The sequence below is a fragment of the Reyranella aquatilis genome (assembly GCF_020880995.1).
Classification (GTDB): Bacteria; Pseudomonadota; Alphaproteobacteria; order Reyranellales; family Reyranellaceae; genus Reyranella; species Reyranella aquatilis.
The window spans coordinates 120,072-137,500 of the sequence record NZ_JAJISD010000003.1 but is presented as its reverse complement, the minus strand read 5'-3'; the positions used below and the strand labels follow the sequence as shown (position 1 = coordinate 137,500).

Sequence of the window (17,429 nt, the reverse complement as noted above, 5' to 3'; positions counted from 1 at the left end):
GGCCCTTACCTGGCCTTGGCGGTGATCTCGGCCTTCTGGGGCACGACCTTGGCGCCAGGCCGGACCATGGGGTTGGCGAGGCCGTCGAGCACCACCTTGTCGGTGGGCTCGAGGCCGGAGCGAATCACGCGCAGGCCGTCGACGATCGTGCCCAGGGTCACGGGCTTGGCCTGGACGACGTCGCCCGGGCCGACGACGAACACGATCTTGCGCGCCTGGTCGGAGATGATGGCGGAGTCGGGAATCAGCAGCGCGTCGTACTCGCCGCCGAACAGCTGCAGGCGGCCGAAGATGCCGGGCGTCAGGAGCTGGTCCTTGTTGTCGACCAAAGCGCGGACGCGGATCGTGCCCGAGCGCGCGGTCATCGCGTTGTCGACGAAGTCGACCTTGCCGGTGCGCTTCCAGTCGGTTTCGTCGGAAAGCCGGATGCGGACGGGATTGGCGCCGTCGCGCGAAGAGGCGAGCGCGCCCGACAGGATCAGGCGGCTGTAGCGGAGATGGTCGGCTTCCGAGATGTCGAAGACGAAGCGGATGGGATCGAGCGTCACGATCGTCGCGAGCAGCGTGGCGCCGGTCTGGCCGCCCGAGATCAGGTTGCCGGCATCGACCTTGCGGTCCGAGATGCGGCCGGCGATCGGCGCCGTGACGTTGGTCCATTCGAGGTTGAGCTGGGCGTTGCGCAGCGCGGCCTCGGCCGACTTGAGCTGGGCGCGGGCGACGGCGAGCGTCGACTTGCGCGAGTCCTGCTCGGCCTCGGTGATGGTGCGCGAGGCGATCAGGGACGCGCCGCGATTGACCTGCAGTTCCGCCAGCTCGACCTGCGCCTTGTTGCGTGCGACGTCGGCTTCGGCCGATTCGACGGCGATCTCGTAGGGCCGCTTGTCGATGGTGAAGAGCGGATCACCGACCTTCACGATCTGGCCGTCGCGGAAGTCGATCTTGTCGATGAAGCCCGAGACGCGCGCGCGCACCTCCACCGATGCGACCGCTTCGAAGCGACCGGAATACTCGTCCCACTGGGTCACGCGCTTGGAGATCGGTTCGGCAACGCCGACCGGCATGGCCGGGGGCCCACCCTGCGCGAGCGCTGCGGTCGAAAGCGAGAAGAGGCAAAGGCCGGCAAGAGCCAGCAGGCGGCGGCGTACGGACAACTCGGAACTCCCCCGCGAACGATTCTGCGTCGCGACATCGACACATGGTTGCCGCGCCGACTGGTGTCAATTCCCGCGGAGGTAACCGAGAGGCCCGCAGGGAACGAAGTTCGGAAGGGTTGATATCCCCGCAATATTACAGCGGGAAAGCGAGAAAGTTCCGCAGTCCCATTGTCTGTGACGCACCTCTGCCCTCTTATTGCGTGTCATGAAGACTTCGGTGATCGTCAACCGCTACGCGCACAAGGGCGGGGCGGGCCAGCGCTGGCCGGCGATCAAGGCCGAACTCGAGAAGCGCCTGGGGCCGTTCGAGCCACAGTTCACGCAAGCGCCCGGTCACGCCACGCGACTCGCCCGGGATGCTCTGATGGGCGGCGCCCGCCGGTTCGTCGCGGTCGGCGGCGACGGCACGGTGAACGAGACTCTGAACGGCCTGCTCGATCCGTCAGGCCGGCTTCTCGCCCCCGACTCGGTCCTCTGCCCGATTCCTGCCGGCACGGCCAACGAACTCTGCCGGGCGCTCGGGCATGGCGCCGATCCGTCGAAGGCGTATGACGCGGCGGCGGCGACGGGGCGGCGGGCGATCGATCTGGTGCGCGTCCGTTGCGTCGGCGCCGATGGCCGTCCAGTCGAGCGCTTCGGCTATCTGATGGCGGCGCTGGGCGCTGCCGCTCTCGTGAGCCAGCGCACGTCGCAGTCGCGCTGGGCCAAGAAGCTCGGCGGCGTGGCCTACATGCTGATGACGCCCGCCGTCATCCTGGGATACCGCTCCTGTGGCGTTGCGATCACCGTCGATGGGATCGAGCGGGGAACCCGACCCTTGTTCACTGCCCTGATCGCCAACACCGAAAACGGCGGCGGCGGCCTGCGCCTGGCACCGGGAGCGGCCTTCGACGACGGGCTGCTCGATCTCGTGGAGATCGGCGACGTGTCCCGGCTCGGCGCCCTGCTGGGTGTGATGCCGCGGCTGGCCGACGGGTCGCATGTCGGTCACCCGAAGGTGCGCACGAGCCGCGGCCGGTCGTTCCGATTTGTGTCCGAGATCGAGATGCTGGTCGATCTGGACGGGGAGACGATCGGCCGGTTGCCGCTCGACATAGACGTCCTGCCGCGCGGTTTTGCCGTGGGCGCGGTCGAGCCGATGCCATAGAGGGCGCGGAAGCGGTCCGGCTTTCTGCTATGGTCGGCCAATGAAGATCAGGAAATTCGGCACGCCGCTCAAGCGGTCTGCAATCAAGCTGATGATGCTGGGCTCCGGTGAACTCGGCAAGGAAGTGGTCATCGAGGCGATGCGCTTCGGCATCGAGGTCATCGCCTGCGACCGTTACGCCGACGCGCCGGCCATGCTGGTCGCCAACAGCTCCTACGTGTTTGACATGCGCGACGGCGGGGCGCTGCGCCATGTCGTCGAGACGGTGAAGCCCGACTTCATCGTCCCCGAGATCGAGGCCATTGCCACGGACACGCTGGTCGAGCTGGAGAAGGAGGGCTGGACCGTCATCCCGACGGCGCGCGCCGCCCAGCTCACCATGGATCGCCGCGGCATCCGCAAGCTCGCGGCCGAGAAGCTCAGGCTGCCGACCTCTCCCTACCGCTTCGCCGCCAGCCTCGAGGAGCTGCAGGCGGGCGCCGAAGCCGTTGGCTTCCCCTGCTTCATCAAGCCCACCATGTCGTCGTCCGGTCACGGCCAGAGCGTCGCGCGCAAGCCCGCCGATGTGGCGAAGAGCTGGAAGATCGCGATGGAGGGCACGCGCGCCAGCACCGGTCTGGTGATCGTCGAGGGTGCCATCGACTTCGACTACGAGATCACGCTGCTCACCGTGCGCCACGACGGCGGCTTCGGCTTCTGCGAGCCGATCGGCCACATCCAGGTCGACGGCGACTATCGCGAGAGCTGGCAGCCGCACGCGATGTCTAAGACCGCGCTCCGCAAGGCGCGCGACATCGCGAAGAAGGTCGTGAACGAGCTGTGCGGCGCCAAGGGCCGCGGCCTGTTCGGCGTCGAGATGTTCGTAAAGGGCGACAAGGTCTGGTTCTCCGAACTCTCGCCGCGCCCGCACGACACCGGCATGGTCACGATGGTCTCGCAGAACATGAGCGAGATGGAGCTGCACGTCCGCGCCATCCTCGGCCTGCCGATCCCGCAGATCACCTGCCAGCCGGGCGCCTCGGTGCCCGTCCTGGGCGACGGCAATCTCGAGGATCCCACCTACACCGGCATCGCCAAGGCATTGGCCGCTCCGGGCACGTCGGTCCGCATCTTCGGCAAGCCGGAGGTGAAGGGTCACCGCCGCATGGCCGTCGCCCTGGCCACGGGGCGCACGGTCAAGGACGCCCGCCGCAAGGCGATAGCGTCTGCAAAGCAGATCAAGGTCGGGTAGGCGCGCCCAAGAAAGTAAAACCCGTTGTCTCGACCGGAGCGCGCAGCGCGGAGTGGAGAGACCTTCTCTCCACCAAAAGCCGTCAAATCGTAGAGAGAAGGTCTCTCCGCTTCGCCGAGCTTCGCTCGGCTCCGGTCGAGACGACGGCCTTTTTTTCTTAGTGCCGGAAGTGCCGCATCCCGGTGAAGACCATCGCGAGGCCCTTCTCGTCGGCCGCGTCGATCACTTCCTTGTCGCGCATCGAGCCGCCGGGCTGGATGATCGCGGTCGCGCCGGCTTCCGCCGCAGCGAGTAGGCCGTCGGCAAACGGGAAGAAGGCATCCGACGCAACGACGCTGCCGACCGCCGGGCTCACCGCGAGGCCTGCGGCCTCGCCCGATTCGGCGGCGCGGATGGCGGCGATGCGCGAGCTGTCGCGGCGGTTCATCTGGCCGGCGCCGACGCCCACCGTGGCGCCGTCCTTGGCATAGACGATGGCGTTCGACTTCACGTGCTTGCAGACGGTGAAGGCGAACAGCAGGTCGTCGAGCTCCTTCGGCGTCGGCGACCGCCTAGTCACGACCCTGAGGTCGGCCTTCGTGAGATGTCCGTTGTCGCGCGTCTGGAAGAGATAGCCACCGGCCACGCTCTTCAGCGTCATGCCGGCGGTCGAGGGATCGGGCAGGGCGCCGGCCAGCAGCACGCGCACGTTCTTCTTGGTGGCGAGGATCGCCAGCGCCTCCGGCGTCGCGTCGGGCGCGATCACCACTTCGAGGAACAGCTTCACCAGCTCCGCCGCGACCTTCGCTTCGAGCGTGCGGTTGACCGCGACGATGCCGCCGAAGATCGAGACCGGATCGCAGGCGTAGGCCTTCTGATAGGCCTTGAACTGGTCGGCATCGACCGCCACGCCGCAGGGATTGGCGTGCTTCACCACGACGATCGCCGATTCGGCGAACTCAGCGACGCACTCGTAGGCCGCCTCGGTGTCGCCGATATTGTTGTAGGACAGCTCCTTGCCCTGGATCATGCGCGCCGTGGCGACACCGGGCCGCTTGCTGCCGTCAGAGTAGAAGGCGGCCTTCTGGTGCGGGTTCTCGCCGTAGCGCAGCGTCTGCACGCGCTCCGCCGACAGGGTCAGCCGCTCGGGGAAGGTCTCGCCCTGCTGGGCCGCGAACCAGTTGGCGATGGCGGAATCGTAGGACGCCGTGCGGGCATAGGCCTTGGCCGCGAGCTTGCGGCGCAGCGCGAGGGTCGTGGCGCCCTTGTGGGCGTCGAGCTCCTGCAGCACCGAGGCATAGTCCTTGGGATCGACCACGACCGTCACGAAGTCGTGGTTCTTGGCCGAGGCGCGGATCAGCGCCGGGCCGCCGATGTCGATGTTCTCGACGCAGGTCGGGAAGTCGGCGCCGCGCGCGACGGTCGCCTCGAACGGGTAGAGGTTCACCACCACCAGATCGATGCCCGCGATCCTGTGATCGCTCATCGCCTTCTGGTGCCCGGCGTCGGTGCGGCGGGCGAGGATGCCGCCGTGGATCGAGGGCTGCAGCGTCTTCACCCGCCCGTCCATGATCTCGGGAAAGCCGGTATGGTCGCTCACTTCGACCACCTTCAGGCCGGCGTCGCGCAGCGACTTGGCCGACCCGCCGGTCGACAGGATTTCCACCCCGTGCGCCGCCAGCGCCTTGCCCAGCTCAACCAGGCCCTCCTTGTCGGAGACGGAGATCAACGCGCGCTGGATGCGGGCCAGGTCGGGCGTGGGCGAGGGAACGTATTGGGTCGAGGCGGACATGGCCGGTCTTTTAGGGCGCGCGGGCGGATACCGCTACGTCCAGCCCTGTGTCATTTGGGCCTTTTTTAACGCTCGGATGGCTCGGCCGACCCGACACGGTCCCTCGGAAGGCGGCTCCGCCATTGCGCTAACGCACTATGCATGCGCATTGTTTCGGGACCTGACAGGGAGGGAACGATGCCTGCGTTCAATACGGTGCGCTTTCGCGTGAAGCCCGGTCGCGATCAGGAATTCCTGGACGCCCATAAAGCCATCGCCCAGGCATGGCCGGGCCTGGTGCATGCGAACATCATCAGGACCGGCGACCGCGCCTACTGCCTGATTGCCGAGTGGCCCGACATGGAAACCTGCATCGCGGCGCGGCCGGCCATGATCGCCACCCTCAACTCCTTCCGCGACACGCTCGAAGACCTCGGCAACGGTCTCGGTGTCACCGATGCCGTGGCCGGTACCGTCGTCTCGGCGCTGAAATAGTCCGATAGCTGCGATCGGTTCGCGGAGACGCCGGCTCATCGCGCCAAAGTGGCGAGGGTTTGCTAGGTTCATGCGGTGCGAATTCTGCTGACAGGCGCGAACGGATTCATTGGGGGGCAATTGCTCGCCGGGCTCGCGGCCCGAGGTCATGAGATCGTCGGCGCTGTACGTAACCCTGGCGCCCTGCGCGGCAGGTTTCCCGGAGTCGACGCCATCGCCATCGACTTCAATCGGGATACTTCGATAACCGACTGGACGCCCCGCCTCTCTGGAATTGACGCTGTCATCAACTGCGCCGGTGTGCTTCACGCCGGCCGAGGGCAGAACATCGAGGCGATCCATGCCAAGGCACCGATTGCGCTGTTCGATGCGTGCGTGGCCGCTGGCGTGCGTCGCGTCGTCCAGATTTCGGCGATCAGCGCTGACGCAGAAGCGGGAACGGTTTATGCGCTGACCAAGAAGAAGGCCGACGATCATCTGCGGACACTACCGCTCGACTGGACCGTCCTGCGGCCGTCACTGATCTATGGAGAAGGCAGCTACGGCGGCACCTCGGCGCTGCGAGGCCTCGCGGGCCTGCCTCTCGTCACGCCGATGGTCGGCGATGGCTCCACGTCGTTTCGGCCCCTGCACATCGACGATCTGGTGGAGTCCGTCGTGCGGGTCGTCGAAAGCGATCACTTCGCCGGTTTGACACTGGATCCCGCCGGGCCCGAGATCGTGAGCCTGCGGGATCTCGTGCGTCGGTATCGATCATGGCTTGGGCTGCAGCCCGCGTTGACAGTGCCGATTCCCTTTCCCGTCATGGCCCTGTCGGCCCGCATCGCCGACCTTGGCGGCGGCGGGCCGTTGGGGACCGCGAGCCTCGAACAGCTTCGGTATGGCAATGCCGGAGGCGCTGCAGCCGCGGCCTTCGCAGACCAGATAGGATTCGTGCCACGTACGCTGGAGGCGGCTCTCTCGCGTCGGCCGGCGCAGACCCAAGATCTCTGGCACGCGCGTCTCTATTTCCTGCGCCCTGTGCTGCGTGCGGCGTTGATTCTTCTCTGGGTCGGGTCCGCGCTTGCCGGTCTGCTGGCGCCCGTGTCGGCCTACGCCGATGTCGCTGATGCCTTCGCTGCTCTCGGTCTGCCAGCGCGTCCGCTCGCAATCGCCTTCTCCGTCGTCGACTTTCTGATCGCGGCAGCCCTGCTGTTCCGTTGGCGACCACGAATGCTTGCCGCGCTGCAACTAACGGTCGTTGGTGGCTACACCATCCTGCTTGGCGCACTGGTGCCTACCCTGTGGCTCGATCCCTTCGGAGCCCTTCTCAAGAACCTCCCGATCCTCGCGGCGATCTGCGTTTGGGCGATCCTCGAGGAAGAACGATGAGTGCCGGTATCGACGCTTATCTCTGGCTGAAATGGCTGCATATCCTGAGCAGCACGGTCCTGTTCGGAACGGGAATCGGCACGGCGTTTCAGATGTGGATGGCCCATCGACGCGGCGATGTTGCCGGCATCGCGGTGGTATCACGCAACGTCGTGCTTGCGGACTGGATGTTCACGTTGCCTGCCGGCGTCGTGCAGCCCGCAACCGGTCTCGCCTTGGTCCTGAATACCGGCCTCGATCCGATGTCGTCCTGGCTGGTGGCGGCCTACCTGCTCTACCTGTTGGCTTTCGTGTGCTGGGTGCCGGTCGTGCTGCTCCAGATCCGGGTGAGGGACATGGCGGCGTGCGCTGTTGCGACTCGCACGCCCTTGCCCGCGGCCTATGAGCGCGACATGAAGCTTTGGTTCGCGCTCGGTTGGCCTGCCTTCTCTGCTCTGGTGTTCGTCTTCCTGCTGATGGTGGCGAAGCCCGACCTCTGGTGAGACCTAAGCGTCCGCCCCCTCGAGGACGCGCACCTTGAAGCCTTCGGCCTGCAGCGCTCCGACCAGTTCGCGGGCGTGGTCGCGGTCGCGGGTCTCGACCGTGACGTCGAGCTCGGTGGACTTGGCGACCACGCTGCCGAACAGGCGCTGGTGCTGCACTTCGACGATGTTGCCGCCGGCGCCGCCGATCAGGCCGGCGACGCGCGCGAGCTGGCCGGGCAGGTCGCCGATCATCAGCCGCAGCCGCACGATGCGGCCGTCGCGGACCAGGCCGCGCAGCAGGACCGAGGCCAGCAGGCGGGTGTCGATGTTGCCGCCGCACAGGACCAGCCCGACCTTGCGGCCGGCGAAGACCTCGGGATGGGCGAGCAGGGCGGCGAGACCGGCCGCGCCCGCACCTTCCGCCACGGTCTTCTCGACCTCGAGAAACAGCGCGATGGCACGCTCGATCGCCACCTCGTCGACCGCCAGCACCCGATCGACCAGGGAGCGGGCGATGGCCAGCGGCACCTGGCCGATGTCGCGCACGGCGATGCCTTCTGCGATCGTGTCGCCGCCCACCGTCACCGTCTCGCCGGCCAGAAGCTGACGCATCGCCGAGTAGCCCGCCGATTCGACGCCGATCATCCTGACGTCGGGCTTGAGGCCGCGGGCCGCCACGGCGCAGCCCGCCAGCATGCCGCCACCGCCGACCGGGACGACCAGCGTGTCGATCTCCGGCGCATCCTGCAGCATCTCGAGCGCGATCGTGCCCTGTCCGGCGATGATCCGCGGATCGTCGTAGGGATGGACGAAGACCAGCTTCTCCGCGTCGGCGAGGCGATGGGCTTCGGTCGCGGCCTCCGACAGCGTGTCGCCCTTCAGCACGACGCGCGCGCCATGGTCGCGCGTGTGCTTCACCTTGGTGTTGGGCGTGAAGGACGGCATCACGATGGTGGCGGGAATGCCGAGCCGCCCGGCGTGATAGGCGACGCCCTGAGCGTGGTTGCCGGCCGACATGGCGATGACGCCGCGGCGTCGCTCGTCGTCGCCCAGCTGCAGCAGCGTGTTCAGCGCGCCGCGTTCCTTGAAGGAGGCGGTGAACTGCAGGTTCTCGAACTTCACCCAGACGTCGGCCTTCGCGATGCGCGACAGCGTCTCGCTGCGCAGGCAGGGCGTGTGCACGACCGCGCCCTCGATGCGCGCGGCGGCGGCGCGGACGTCGGCGAGAGAAACGGGGAGGGATTCGGCGAGCGGAGCGTTCATGCAAGCTTGCGGTCGAGCCAGTCCTGCGTGCGGTAGAGCGCTCCGATCAGCGGCAGGTAGAGCGACGGATCGCCGTTGTAGAGCGGGTGCTCGGGGAAGTGGCGGCCGTCGAAGGCGTTGACCGGCGCGTTGGAGCCGCCGGCGATTTTCTTCGCCGTCTGGGTGCCGAGATAGGTCATCATGGCGACGCCGCTGCCGTTGCAGGCCAGCAGGTAGTGCATGCCGTCGTCCTGTCCCATGTGCGACATCGAATCGAGCGCGAAGGCGACGTTGCCCGTCCAGACATGGGTGATGCGGATGCCCTTCAGCTGCGGGAAGCGGTCGATCATGTACTGGTAGAGGATCGGCGCGCTGACTTCCGGCGGCGCGGCGGTGAAGCGGGCGCGGCCGCCGAAGATCATCTGCTTGCCGTCGGGTGAGGGCCGGTAATAGGTCAGCACGCGCTTGGTGTCGCCGATCGAGCGCTGCAGCGGAATGAGATCCGTCGCGGGCATCGGCAGTTCCTCGGTGGCGATGATGTGGCTGGCCACCGGCACGACGCGCATCTTCAGCTTCGGCGTCAGGTCGCCGGTATAGCCGTTGGTCGCGATCACCACTTCCTTGCAGGTGATCGGGCCCTTGGCGGTCAGCACGCGCCAGCCGCTGCCCCCCTTCGCGTCCTTCGTCTTCTCGATCCGCTCGGCCTCGACCTCGCCGCACAGCACGGCGCCCTGGTTGTGCGCGGCCTCGAGCAGGCCCTTGTAGTAGCGCGCCGGATGGAGGTTTCCGCCGGCCCGGACGTACATGCCGCCATAGTAGTAGTCGGACGCCATCATCTCGCGCACCCGCTCACGCGGGATCATCTCGGCGCCGACATTGGCGTACTTGTTGAACATCTCGACCTTGCGCGCCTGGTCGTCGTAGTGCTTCGGCGTCCAGGCGCCGGTGAAACGGCCGTTGGTGATCAGGCCGCAGTCGATCTTCTCGCGATGGATGATGTCGATCAGCGTCTGCAGCGAGTCGGCGCCGCTGCCCAGGAACGCCGCCTTGTTGGCCTCGAACTCGGCCTCGACCTTGGGGTTCTTGCCGCCCAGCCCCTTGGCGATGTTGGTGCCGCCCGAGAGCATGCCGCCGTTGCGCGTCGAGGCGCCGATGCCGAACACGCCGCGTTCCAGCACCACGCAGTCGATGCCGTTGCGCCTCAGCTCCAGCGCCGTGGACAGGCCGCCATAGCCCGCCCCGACGATCACCACGTCGGTCTTCGCCGGCGGGTCGACGCTCAACGCATTGTTGGGCGTCCACGCCTCCCACCACCAGGGCTGCGCCTTGAAGTCGGGGTGGAAGATGCGGGCTTTGTCCATGGGCTTTACTCGCAGTCCTTCGTATCGAGCGGGCGAGGCAGGCTTCGTGCCATCGCCGGGCGGCTAGAAGTCGGTCACCTTGCCGTTGAACTGCCAGTCGCCGTAGCGGGTGGGTTCGGGGCCGGGCGGGCCGCCGATCTCCTCGACCTTCTTCGGCTTCTCGGGGACGGGAGGGGGGGCCGGATCGGCCTTCGGCGGCTCCGGCGGGGTGGGCTTGCTGGTGTCGGTCATGGCCGCATGATGCCTGTCCCTACCTTGATTCGCCACTTTTGCAGACCAACTTACCCGGCATGAATTACTTCAAGACCGCCCTCCTGCTCGCCGCGCTGACGGGCTTCTTCCTCGTGGCCGGTTACCTGATGGGAGGCCAGACCGGCCTCGTGATCGCCTTCGTCGCCGCACTGGGCATGAACCTGTTTGCCTACTGGAACAGCGACCAGATGGTCCTGCGCATGGCCAACGCCCAGGAAGTCGGGCCGGAGAACGCGCCCGAGCTGTTCAACATCGTCCATGAGCTGACGCAGCGCGCCGGCCTGCCGATGCCGCGCGTCTACCTGATCGACGAGGAGCAGCCCAACGCCTTCGCCACGGGGCGCGATCCCGAGCATGCCGCCGTGGCCGCCACCACCGGCCTGCTGCGCCACCTCAGCCGCGAGGAGGTCGCGGGCGTGATGGCGCACGAGCTGGCCCATGTCCGCCACCGCGACACGCTGATCATGACCGTGGCCGCGACCCTGTCGGGCGCCATCGGCATGCTGGCGAGCTTCGGCGGCCTGATGGGCGGCGGCCGCGATTCCGAGGGCCGGCCGCTGGTCAACCCGATCGTCGCCATCGCCGCGATGATCCTGGCGCCGATGGCCGCCATGCTGGTGCAGATGGCGATCAGCCGCGGCCGCGAATACGAGGCCGACCGGATGGGCGCGGAGATCTGCGGCCAGCCGCAGTGGCTCGCTTCGGCGCTGGCCAAGCTGCATGCCGGCACCCAGCAGCTCCACAACGAGGCGGCCGAGCGCAATCCGGCCACCGCGCACATGTACATCGCCAATCCGCTGGCCGCGGCCGGCGGCATGTCGAGCCTGTTCTCGACCCACCCGCCGATGGAGGAGCGCATCGCGCGCCTGCAGGCGATGGGCGGTCAGGGCTATCAGAGCTACGCCCCGTCGCGGCCGCAGCCCGCCTCGGCGCCCGGCGGCGGCCCCTGGGGCGATTCCGCGCCGCCCCGCGGCCCGTGGGGTAATGCGCCGACGGCGCAGAGCCCGCGCCGCGGCCCCTGGGGTTAGGTCAACCAGCCCTTCATAACACCCGTCATCTCGACCGGAGCACCGAAGGTGCGGAGTGGAGAGATCCTCTCTCTCCACTAAAAGCCGGCCGATCGCGAAAAAAAGGTCTCTAAACTACGCCGAGCTTCGCTCGGCTCCGGTCGAGACGACGGAACTTGTTGTCCGCTTTAAACCTTCGGCGGCAGCGCCGTCGGTTCCTCGCCGAGATCGACGGCGAGGATGCGTTCGCCGCGGCGGGTGATCGCCGTGGTCGAGGTGTCGATCTCGCGCAGGTCCTTCTCGGTCTGGGCGAAGTGCTTCTTGAGATTGTCGACCCGGTCGTCGAGCCGCTTCACGTCGCCCAGGATCAAGCCCACCATCTTCTGGATCTCGCCGGCCTGCTCGCGCATGCGCACGTCCTTCAGCACGGCGCGCACCGTGTTCAGGGTCGCCATCATGGTCGTGGGCGACACGATCCAGACACGCGCCCTGTAGGATTCCTCGACCAGCCCGGTGAAGTTGGCGTGCAGCTCCCCGTAGACGGCTTCCGAGGGCAGGAACATCAGCGCCGATTCGGCGGTCTCGCCCGGCACGATGTATTTGCCGCGGATGTCGGCGATGTGCTTGCGAATGGCCTGCTGGAAGCCGCGCTGGGCGGCCAGCAGCGCCGCCGCATCGCCGGCCGGCACCGCTCGCAGCAGGCTGTAGCTCTCGAGCGGGAACTTGGCGTCGATGGCGATCGGGCCCGGCGGGTTGGGCAGCTTCAGCAGGCAGTCGGCGCGCACGCCGGTCGAGAGTGTCACCTGGAAATCGTAGGCCGAGGGCGGCAGGGCGCTCTGGACCAGGTCGTTGAGCTGGACCTCGCCGAACGCGCCGCGCGCCTGCTTGTTGGACAGGACCTCCTGCAGGCTGACGACCTGGGTCGACAGCTCGCCGATCTTCTTCTGCGCCTCGTCGATGCGGACCAGCCGCTCACGGAGGTCGGTGACGATCTGGCCCGTGGCCTTCTCGGTCCGGTCCAGCCGCTCGGTGACGACCTTGGCCAGAGCCTGCTCCTGCTCGCGCAGCGACTTCTCGACCCGCTGCACGGTCTCGGCCTGCTGGCTCAGCGCCAGGGCCAGCTGCTGCTGCATCCGCTGCTCGGCCTCGCGGTTGCCGCCGCCCTGGCGCATCACGATCACAGCGACGAGAACCACCAGCACGATGACGGCGGCAAGTAGAGCGATTGTCAGAGTGTCCATGCAGCCCTCATCGCGTGCGCCATTTCTCCACCCATGCTTCGGGGGTCGGCTGCCAATCCTTTGCCTCCTGTTGGGCTTCGGCAATCTGCTCGGGCGTCATGCTCTGACCGACTGAGTTGCGAAGCATGGTCACCGCGGGGCGGCTCAGTTCACCGAAGTTCGAATCCGGTTGCATCAAGGCCAAGGTAAGCCACTTGAAGGCTTGTACCTTGTCCGTCGGCAGGTCTCCGGTCACATACAGCATCCCCATGCGACTGATCGCCGGCCCGTAGCCGCGTTCAGCCGCCATGCGCCACAGTCTGAGAGATTCAGCCCGATCGCGGGGAGCCAACACGCCAAAGTCATAGATCTCACCGACCCTAAACTGGGCGGCCGCATAGTCCTGCTCCGCAGCCTTCTTGTACCAATCGAAGGCCTCTGTCGGCTGCTTCGTCAACACAGCAACGAAGTATTGAGCGGGCGGATATCCCTGGTCTGCCGACTTGCGGAGCCAGGCGTTCGCTTCGGCTTCGTTACGCGGCACGCCCTGGCCGTTACGATAGAGAAGGCCGAGATAGAATTCTGCCGATGCGTTGCCCTTCTCGGCCAACGGCCTCCACAGGGCTGAAGCGGCCCCATGGTCGCCCCGCTTATAGGCCTCGAGGCCGTCGTCCACCGGGCCGGCACGGCCAATTCCTGGCCACACCCACAGCAGGAGACACAGGCTCAGGATCGTGCGCGGCAAATGAAAGCCATCTGTTGGAATGCCTCTTTATAGGACATGCTGCCGGCTCGACAAGCGCACGGCCGGCCGGTAATCCAAACCTCCCATGGCTCGCAAATACGATCCCCCGGCGCACGATCCCGACGTCTGGCTGTTCGATCTGGACAACACGCTCTACCCGGCGCGCTGCAACCTGTTCTCGCAGATCGACGTGCGCATCGGGCGCTACATCGCGGACTGGCTGAAGGTGACGCCGGAAGAGGCGCGGGTCGTGCAGAAGCAGTACTGGCGCGACCACGGTACCTCGATGCGCGGGATGATGACTCTGCACGGCGTCGATCCCACGCACTATCTCGACTACGTCCACGACATCGACTACTCGCCGGTCGAGGCCAATCCCGCGCTGGAAGCGTCGCTGCGCGCGCTGCCCGGCCGCAAGATCATCTTCACCGCCGGCGACGTGCCGCATGCCGAGCGCGTGATGGAGCGGCTGGGCGTGTCGCATCACTTCGAGGCGATCTTCGACATCGCCGCGGGCGAGTACTGGCCCAAGCCCCATCCGCAGATCTACGACGCGCTGGTGAAGAAGCACGGCATCGACCCGACGCGCGCCGCCTTCGCCGACGACATCTCCGTCAACCTGAAGCCCGCGGCCGACATCGGCATGCGCACGGTGTGGATCCGCACCGACGAAAGCGTGAAGCGCGCGGCCGACGCCGATCTCAGCCACATCCATCACCAGACCGACGACCTCGCCACGTGGCTCGACGACTGGCTGACCGAAAGGAACCTCAAGCCGTGAAGATCCTCATTCTCGGCGCCGGCGCGGTCGGCGGCTATTGGGGCGCGCGCCTCACCCAGGCCGGCGTCGACGTCACCTTCCTGCTGCGCGAGAAGCGCGCCGAGGCGGTGCGAAAGCAGGGCCTCGTCGTGAAGAGTCCGAAGGGCGACGCCGTCGTGCCGGTCAAGGTCGTGACCAAGGGAAGCGAAGGCGGGCCCTATGACGTCATCGTGCTGGCCTGCAAGGCCTACGACCTCGATTCGGCGATGGAGTCGATCGCGCCCGCGGTCGGGGCCGACACCGTCATCGTGCCGATGCTGAACGGCCACGCCCACTTCGCCACGCTCGACGGCAAGTTCGGCGCCGCGCGCGTGGCCGGCGGCCTGGCCCGCATCTCCGGCATGCTGGGCCCCAACGGCGAGATCCTGCACAGCGGCGCCTCGGGCGTGTCGTTCGGCGAGCGCGACGGCAAGCCCGCGCGCGCCTCTCTGGTCGCGCTCGACGCGGCCTGCAAGAAGGCCGGCATCGACGGCGGGCTCAACGACAACATCAACCAGGATCTCTGGGACAAGTGGATCATGCTGTCGACGATCGCGGGCATGTGCGCCTCGATGCGCGGCACGATCGGCGACATCATGGAGAGCGAGGACGGCGCGGCGATCGTCGCCGAGACGCTGGAAGAGAGCCGCAAGGTCGCGGTGGCCGAGGGCCAGCCGCCCAGCGACAAGGTCGTGGCCAACCTCAAGGGCATGCTGACGGCCAAGGGTTCCAAGGCGGTGGCCTCGATCCTGGGCGACATGGAGAAGGGCGGCGCGGCCGAGGGCAAGCAGATCGTCGGCGACATGCTGGCGCGCGCCCGCAAGCACGGCATCGCCGCGCCCAACCTGCGCTTCGCCTATGCGCACCTGCAGACATATGAAGCGCGCCGGGCGCGCGGCGGACTGAAATAGAGGCCAGAGGTAGAAGCCATCATGAAGATCCTGATCCTCGGCGCCGGCGCGATCGGCGGCTATGTCGGCGGGCGCCTGCATCAGAGCGGTGCCGACGTGACCTTCCTCGTGCGCGAAAAGCGCAACGAGGCGCTGCAGCGCGACGGGCTGGTGATCAAGAGCACCAAGGGCGATGTCACCCAGAAGGTGAAGACCGCCACGAAGGGCAGCGAAGGTGGCCCGTACGATGTCGTGCTGCTGACCTGCAAGGCCTACGACCTCGACTCGGCGATGGACGCCATCGCACCGGCCGTCGGCCCGAACACCACGATCGTGCCGCTGCTGAACGGCATGCGTCATCTCGAGACGCTCGATGCCCGCTTCGGCGCCGACAAGGTGGTGGGCGGCCTGGCGCGCGTCGGCGTCGCCATGGACGGCCAGGGCCACATCCTCCACACCAGCCCCTTCGCCGTGATCTCGTTCGGCGAGCGTGGCGCCGCACCTGCGCGCAAGGCGCTGACCGATCTCGATGCCGCCATCAAGGCGTCGGGCATCGACGGTGGCCTGAACGCCAACATCGTCCAGGATCTCTGGGACAAGTGGATCATGCTGTGCACGCTGGCGGCGACCTGCTGCCTGATGCGCGGTTCCTCGGGCGACGTGCTCGAAGCGGACGAAGGGCTGGCGATCGTGCTGGAGACGGTCGAGGAAGGCCGCCAGGTCGGGGCCGCCGCCGGCCACGATCCCGGCGAGAATGGCCTCAAGACCATCCGCTCGTTCCTGACCGTGAAGGGCTCGAAGTTCACCGCCTCGATGCTGCATGACCTCGAGAAGGGCAACATGGTCGAGGCCGACCATATCGTGGGCGACATGATCGCCCGCGCGAAGAAAGCCGGGATCGCGACGCCGAACCTGCGCCTGGCCTATGCCCATCTGCAGGTCTATCTCGCCCAGCGCGCCCGCAAGCTGGCGAAGTAGGTTCGCTCGCGGGAGGCCTAGCCGAGGGCCTTGAAACGCGCATCCGGGGGGCCTACGTCTTGGACATGAACTTCTCGGGCCTTCTCTCCCTCGTGCCGCGGCGGAACCATCCGATCGCGGAAGCGTAGTCCCCGAGCCGGCCTTTTGTGTCCCGGCATCGGGGCACTCGATCGCTTTTGCTCGGCGATCACCGATTGAATCCAATTTGTCTTCAGCCATGCAGGATCATCCGCGATGCCCGCCGTTGCACGTAACCGTTCCGTCCCCAACATCGTCGTCAGTGAAGCCGATTGCGACCGCCTGACCGACCTCGCCACCGCGTCGCTGGAGCGCCTGCCGGAGGTCGCCGAGGAGCTGCTGTCCGAGATGGAGCGCGCCAAGGTCGTGGGCGAGGACAGCGTACCGGCCGACGTCGTGCGCATGGGGTCGACCGTCACGTTCAGTTCCGACGCCGGCACCGACGGCGAACAGCACGAGCTGACCGAGACGCTGGTCTATCCGGCCGACGAGGACAGCGACGCCCACAAGCTTTCGGTGATGACGCCGGTGGGCGCGGCGCTGATCGGCCTGGCCGTGGGCCAGTCGATCTCTTGGACCGCGCGCGACGGGCGCAAGCACCGGCTCACGGTCCGCAAGGTCTCCTGACCGTCAGGGCTTGAAGCGCAGCAGCGCGACGCCGAACCCCATGAAGACGACGCCGCTGACCCGATTGAGCCAGCGGCGCCAGATGCCGTGCATCAGCCGGTCCGCCAGCTTTCGGCCCGTCAGCGCGTAGATCGAGTAGAAGAACAGCTCGACTCCCATGAAGGTCGCGACCATCAGCGCGAACTGCGGCCCCCACGCGCGTGCGGGGTCGATGAACTGCGGAAAAAACGCGGCGGCGAAGATCAGCAGTTTCGGATTGCTGATTCCCACCAGGAAGCCGCCACGGAACAGGGCGAGTGCCGACGCACCGGTCGAGGGCGGCGGCGCCTCGTTTGCCACCGGCTCACGCCACGTCTGGATGCCGAGATAGACCAGGTAGGCCGCGCCCAGGATCTTGAGCAGGTCGAAGGCGCCGGGCAGCGCCAGCAGCAGCGCGCTGAGGCCCGCGACCGAGCCCGTCAGCATCAGCACGAGCGCGGTGAGACAACCCGCGACGCCGACAAATGCGGCGCCCAGACCGTAACGGATGCTGCGCGTCGTCACGTAGAGCACGTTCGGGCCCGGCGTGCAGGCGATCAGCATGACGGCGCCGAGATAGAGCCACCAGGTTTCGAGAGTCACGGTGCGTCCTCCGTGGAGCGCCTTTCGCTTTCCGCCCCCTTCGGACGGGGAGGTGCC

Annotated in this window: 18 protein-coding genes; 10 read left to right on the top strand and 8 right to left on the bottom strand. The window is 67.2% G+C overall.

The annotated features are described in order from the left end of the window. Positions 1-5: 5 nt before the first annotated feature. On the bottom strand, positions 6-1,151 hold the full coding sequence (locus LJ725_RS08800) for an efflux RND transporter periplasmic adaptor subunit (RefSeq protein ID WP_230550281.1): 1,146 nt from the start codon (positions 1,149-1,151) through the stop codon (positions 6-8). A gap of 208 nt (positions 1,152-1,359) precedes the next feature. On the opposite strand from LJ725_RS08800, the gene LJ725_RS08795 reads away from it, so the two are divergent. Further along, positions 1,360-2,301: a diacylglycerol/lipid kinase family protein gene (locus tag LJ725_RS08795; RefSeq protein ID WP_230550280.1), complete on the top strand. Its 942-nt coding sequence runs from the start codon at positions 1,360-1,362 to the stop codon at positions 2,299-2,301. A 40-nt stretch (positions 2,302-2,341) separates the two neighbouring features. After that, complete coding sequence (gene purT / locus LJ725_RS08790; protein WP_230550279.1) at positions 2,342-3,532, top strand: formate-dependent phosphoribosylglycinamide formyltransferase; 1,191 nt, start codon at positions 2,342-2,344, stop codon at positions 3,530-3,532. A gap of 157 nt (positions 3,533-3,689) precedes the next feature. Here purT and purH read toward each other — a convergent pair whose 3' ends face one another. Beyond that, positions 3,690-5,303 (bottom strand): bifunctional phosphoribosylaminoimidazolecarboxamide formyltransferase/IMP cyclohydrolase, encoded by a 1,614-nt coding sequence (gene purH, locus LJ725_RS08785; protein WP_230550278.1) that lies wholly within the window; start codon positions 5,301-5,303, stop codon positions 3,690-3,692. Between the two features lie 177 nt (positions 5,304-5,480). Here purH and LJ725_RS08780 point away from each other — a divergent pair, with 177 nt between their 5' ends. The 3 genes from LJ725_RS08780 to LJ725_RS08770 all read left to right on the top strand — a co-directional run bounded on the left by LJ725_RS08780 (position 5,481) and on the right by LJ725_RS08770 (position 7,630). Beyond that, positions 5,481-5,777, top strand: coding sequence for an antibiotic biosynthesis monooxygenase (locus LJ725_RS08780; protein WP_230550277.1), 297 nt, complete (start codon positions 5,481-5,483; stop codon positions 5,775-5,777). A gap of 75 nt (positions 5,778-5,852) precedes the next feature. After that, complete coding sequence (locus tag LJ725_RS08775) at positions 5,853-7,148, top strand: SDR family oxidoreductase (protein ID WP_230550276.1); 1,296 nt, start codon at positions 5,853-5,855, stop codon at positions 7,146-7,148. Beyond that, on the top strand, positions 7,145-7,630 hold the full coding sequence (locus LJ725_RS08770; protein WP_230550275.1) for a DUF2269 family protein: 486 nt from the start codon (positions 7,145-7,147) through the stop codon (positions 7,628-7,630). Before LJ725_RS08775 ends, LJ725_RS08770 begins: the two co-directional genes overlap by 4 nt. A 3-nt stretch (positions 7,631-7,633) precedes the next feature. Here the strand turns inward: LJ725_RS08770 and LJ725_RS08765 are convergent, their stop codons facing one another. From LJ725_RS08765 to LJ725_RS08755, 3 genes are all read right to left on the bottom strand, one after another. After that, the gene (locus LJ725_RS08765; protein ID WP_230550274.1) at positions 7,634-8,875 is read right to left on the bottom strand and encodes a threonine ammonia-lyase; all 1,242 of its coding nucleotides are present in this window, start codon (positions 8,873-8,875) and stop codon (positions 7,634-7,636) included. Then, positions 8,872-10,215 carry an NAD(P)/FAD-dependent oxidoreductase gene (locus LJ725_RS08760; RefSeq protein WP_230550273.1) on the bottom strand — a complete coding sequence of 448 codons (1,344 nt, stop codon included), beginning with the start codon at positions 10,213-10,215 and terminating at the stop codon, positions 8,872-8,874. The genes LJ725_RS08765 and LJ725_RS08760 overlap by 4 nt, the downstream gene beginning before the upstream one ends. A gap of 63 nt (positions 10,216-10,278) precedes the next feature. Beyond that, positions 10,279-10,446: a DUF1674 domain-containing protein gene (locus LJ725_RS08755; RefSeq protein ID WP_230550272.1), complete on the bottom strand. Its 168-nt coding sequence runs from the start codon at positions 10,444-10,446 to the stop codon at positions 10,279-10,281. A gap of 59 nt (positions 10,447-10,505) precedes the next feature. On the opposite strand from LJ725_RS08755, the gene htpX reads away from it, so the two are divergent. Next, positions 10,506-11,495, top strand: a complete 990-nt coding sequence (gene htpX, locus LJ725_RS08750) for a zinc metalloprotease HtpX (RefSeq protein ID WP_230550271.1) — start codon at positions 10,506-10,508, stop codon at positions 11,493-11,495. A gap of 167 nt (positions 11,496-11,662) precedes the next feature. Here htpX and LJ725_RS08745 read toward each other — a convergent pair whose 3' ends face one another. Together LJ725_RS08745 and LJ725_RS08740 are read right to left on the bottom strand one after the other, a co-directional pair. Continuing rightward, positions 11,663-12,715, bottom strand: coding sequence for a DNA recombination protein RmuC (locus tag LJ725_RS08745; RefSeq protein WP_230550270.1), 1,053 nt, complete (start codon positions 12,713-12,715; stop codon positions 11,663-11,665). Between the two features lie 7 nt (positions 12,716-12,722). Continuing rightward, positions 12,723-13,304 carry a tetratricopeptide repeat protein gene (locus LJ725_RS08740; RefSeq protein ID WP_230550269.1) on the bottom strand — a complete coding sequence of 194 codons (582 nt, stop codon included), beginning with the start codon at positions 13,302-13,304 and terminating at the stop codon, positions 12,723-12,725. A gap of 220 nt (positions 13,305-13,524) precedes the next feature. On the opposite strand from LJ725_RS08740, the gene LJ725_RS08735 reads away from it, so the two are divergent. From LJ725_RS08735 to rnk, 4 genes are all read left to right on the top strand, one after another. After that, complete coding sequence (locus LJ725_RS08735) at positions 13,525-14,220, top strand: pyrimidine 5'-nucleotidase (RefSeq protein WP_230550268.1); 696 nt, start codon at positions 13,525-13,527, stop codon at positions 14,218-14,220. Beyond that, positions 14,217-15,149, top strand: a complete 933-nt coding sequence (locus tag LJ725_RS08730) for a ketopantoate reductase family protein (protein WP_230550267.1) — start codon at positions 14,217-14,219, stop codon at positions 15,147-15,149. The genes LJ725_RS08735 and LJ725_RS08730 overlap by 4 nt, the downstream gene beginning before the upstream one ends. 21 nt (positions 15,150-15,170) lie before the next feature. Beyond that, the gene (locus tag LJ725_RS08725) at positions 15,171-16,106 is read left to right on the top strand and encodes a ketopantoate reductase family protein (protein ID WP_230550266.1); all 936 of its coding nucleotides are present in this window, start codon (positions 15,171-15,173) and stop codon (positions 16,104-16,106) included. A gap of 234 nt (positions 16,107-16,340) precedes the next feature. Further along, complete coding sequence (gene rnk / locus LJ725_RS08720; protein ID WP_230550265.1) at positions 16,341-16,751, top strand: nucleoside diphosphate kinase regulator; 411 nt, start codon at positions 16,341-16,343, stop codon at positions 16,749-16,751. Positions 16,752-16,754: 3 nt separating this feature from the next. Here the strand turns inward: rnk and LJ725_RS08715 are convergent, their stop codons facing one another. Further along, entirely contained in the window at positions 16,755-17,372 is a 618-nt protein-coding gene (locus LJ725_RS08715) for a LysE family translocator (protein WP_230550264.1), read from the bottom strand. Positions 17,373-17,429: the final 57 nt, after the last annotated feature.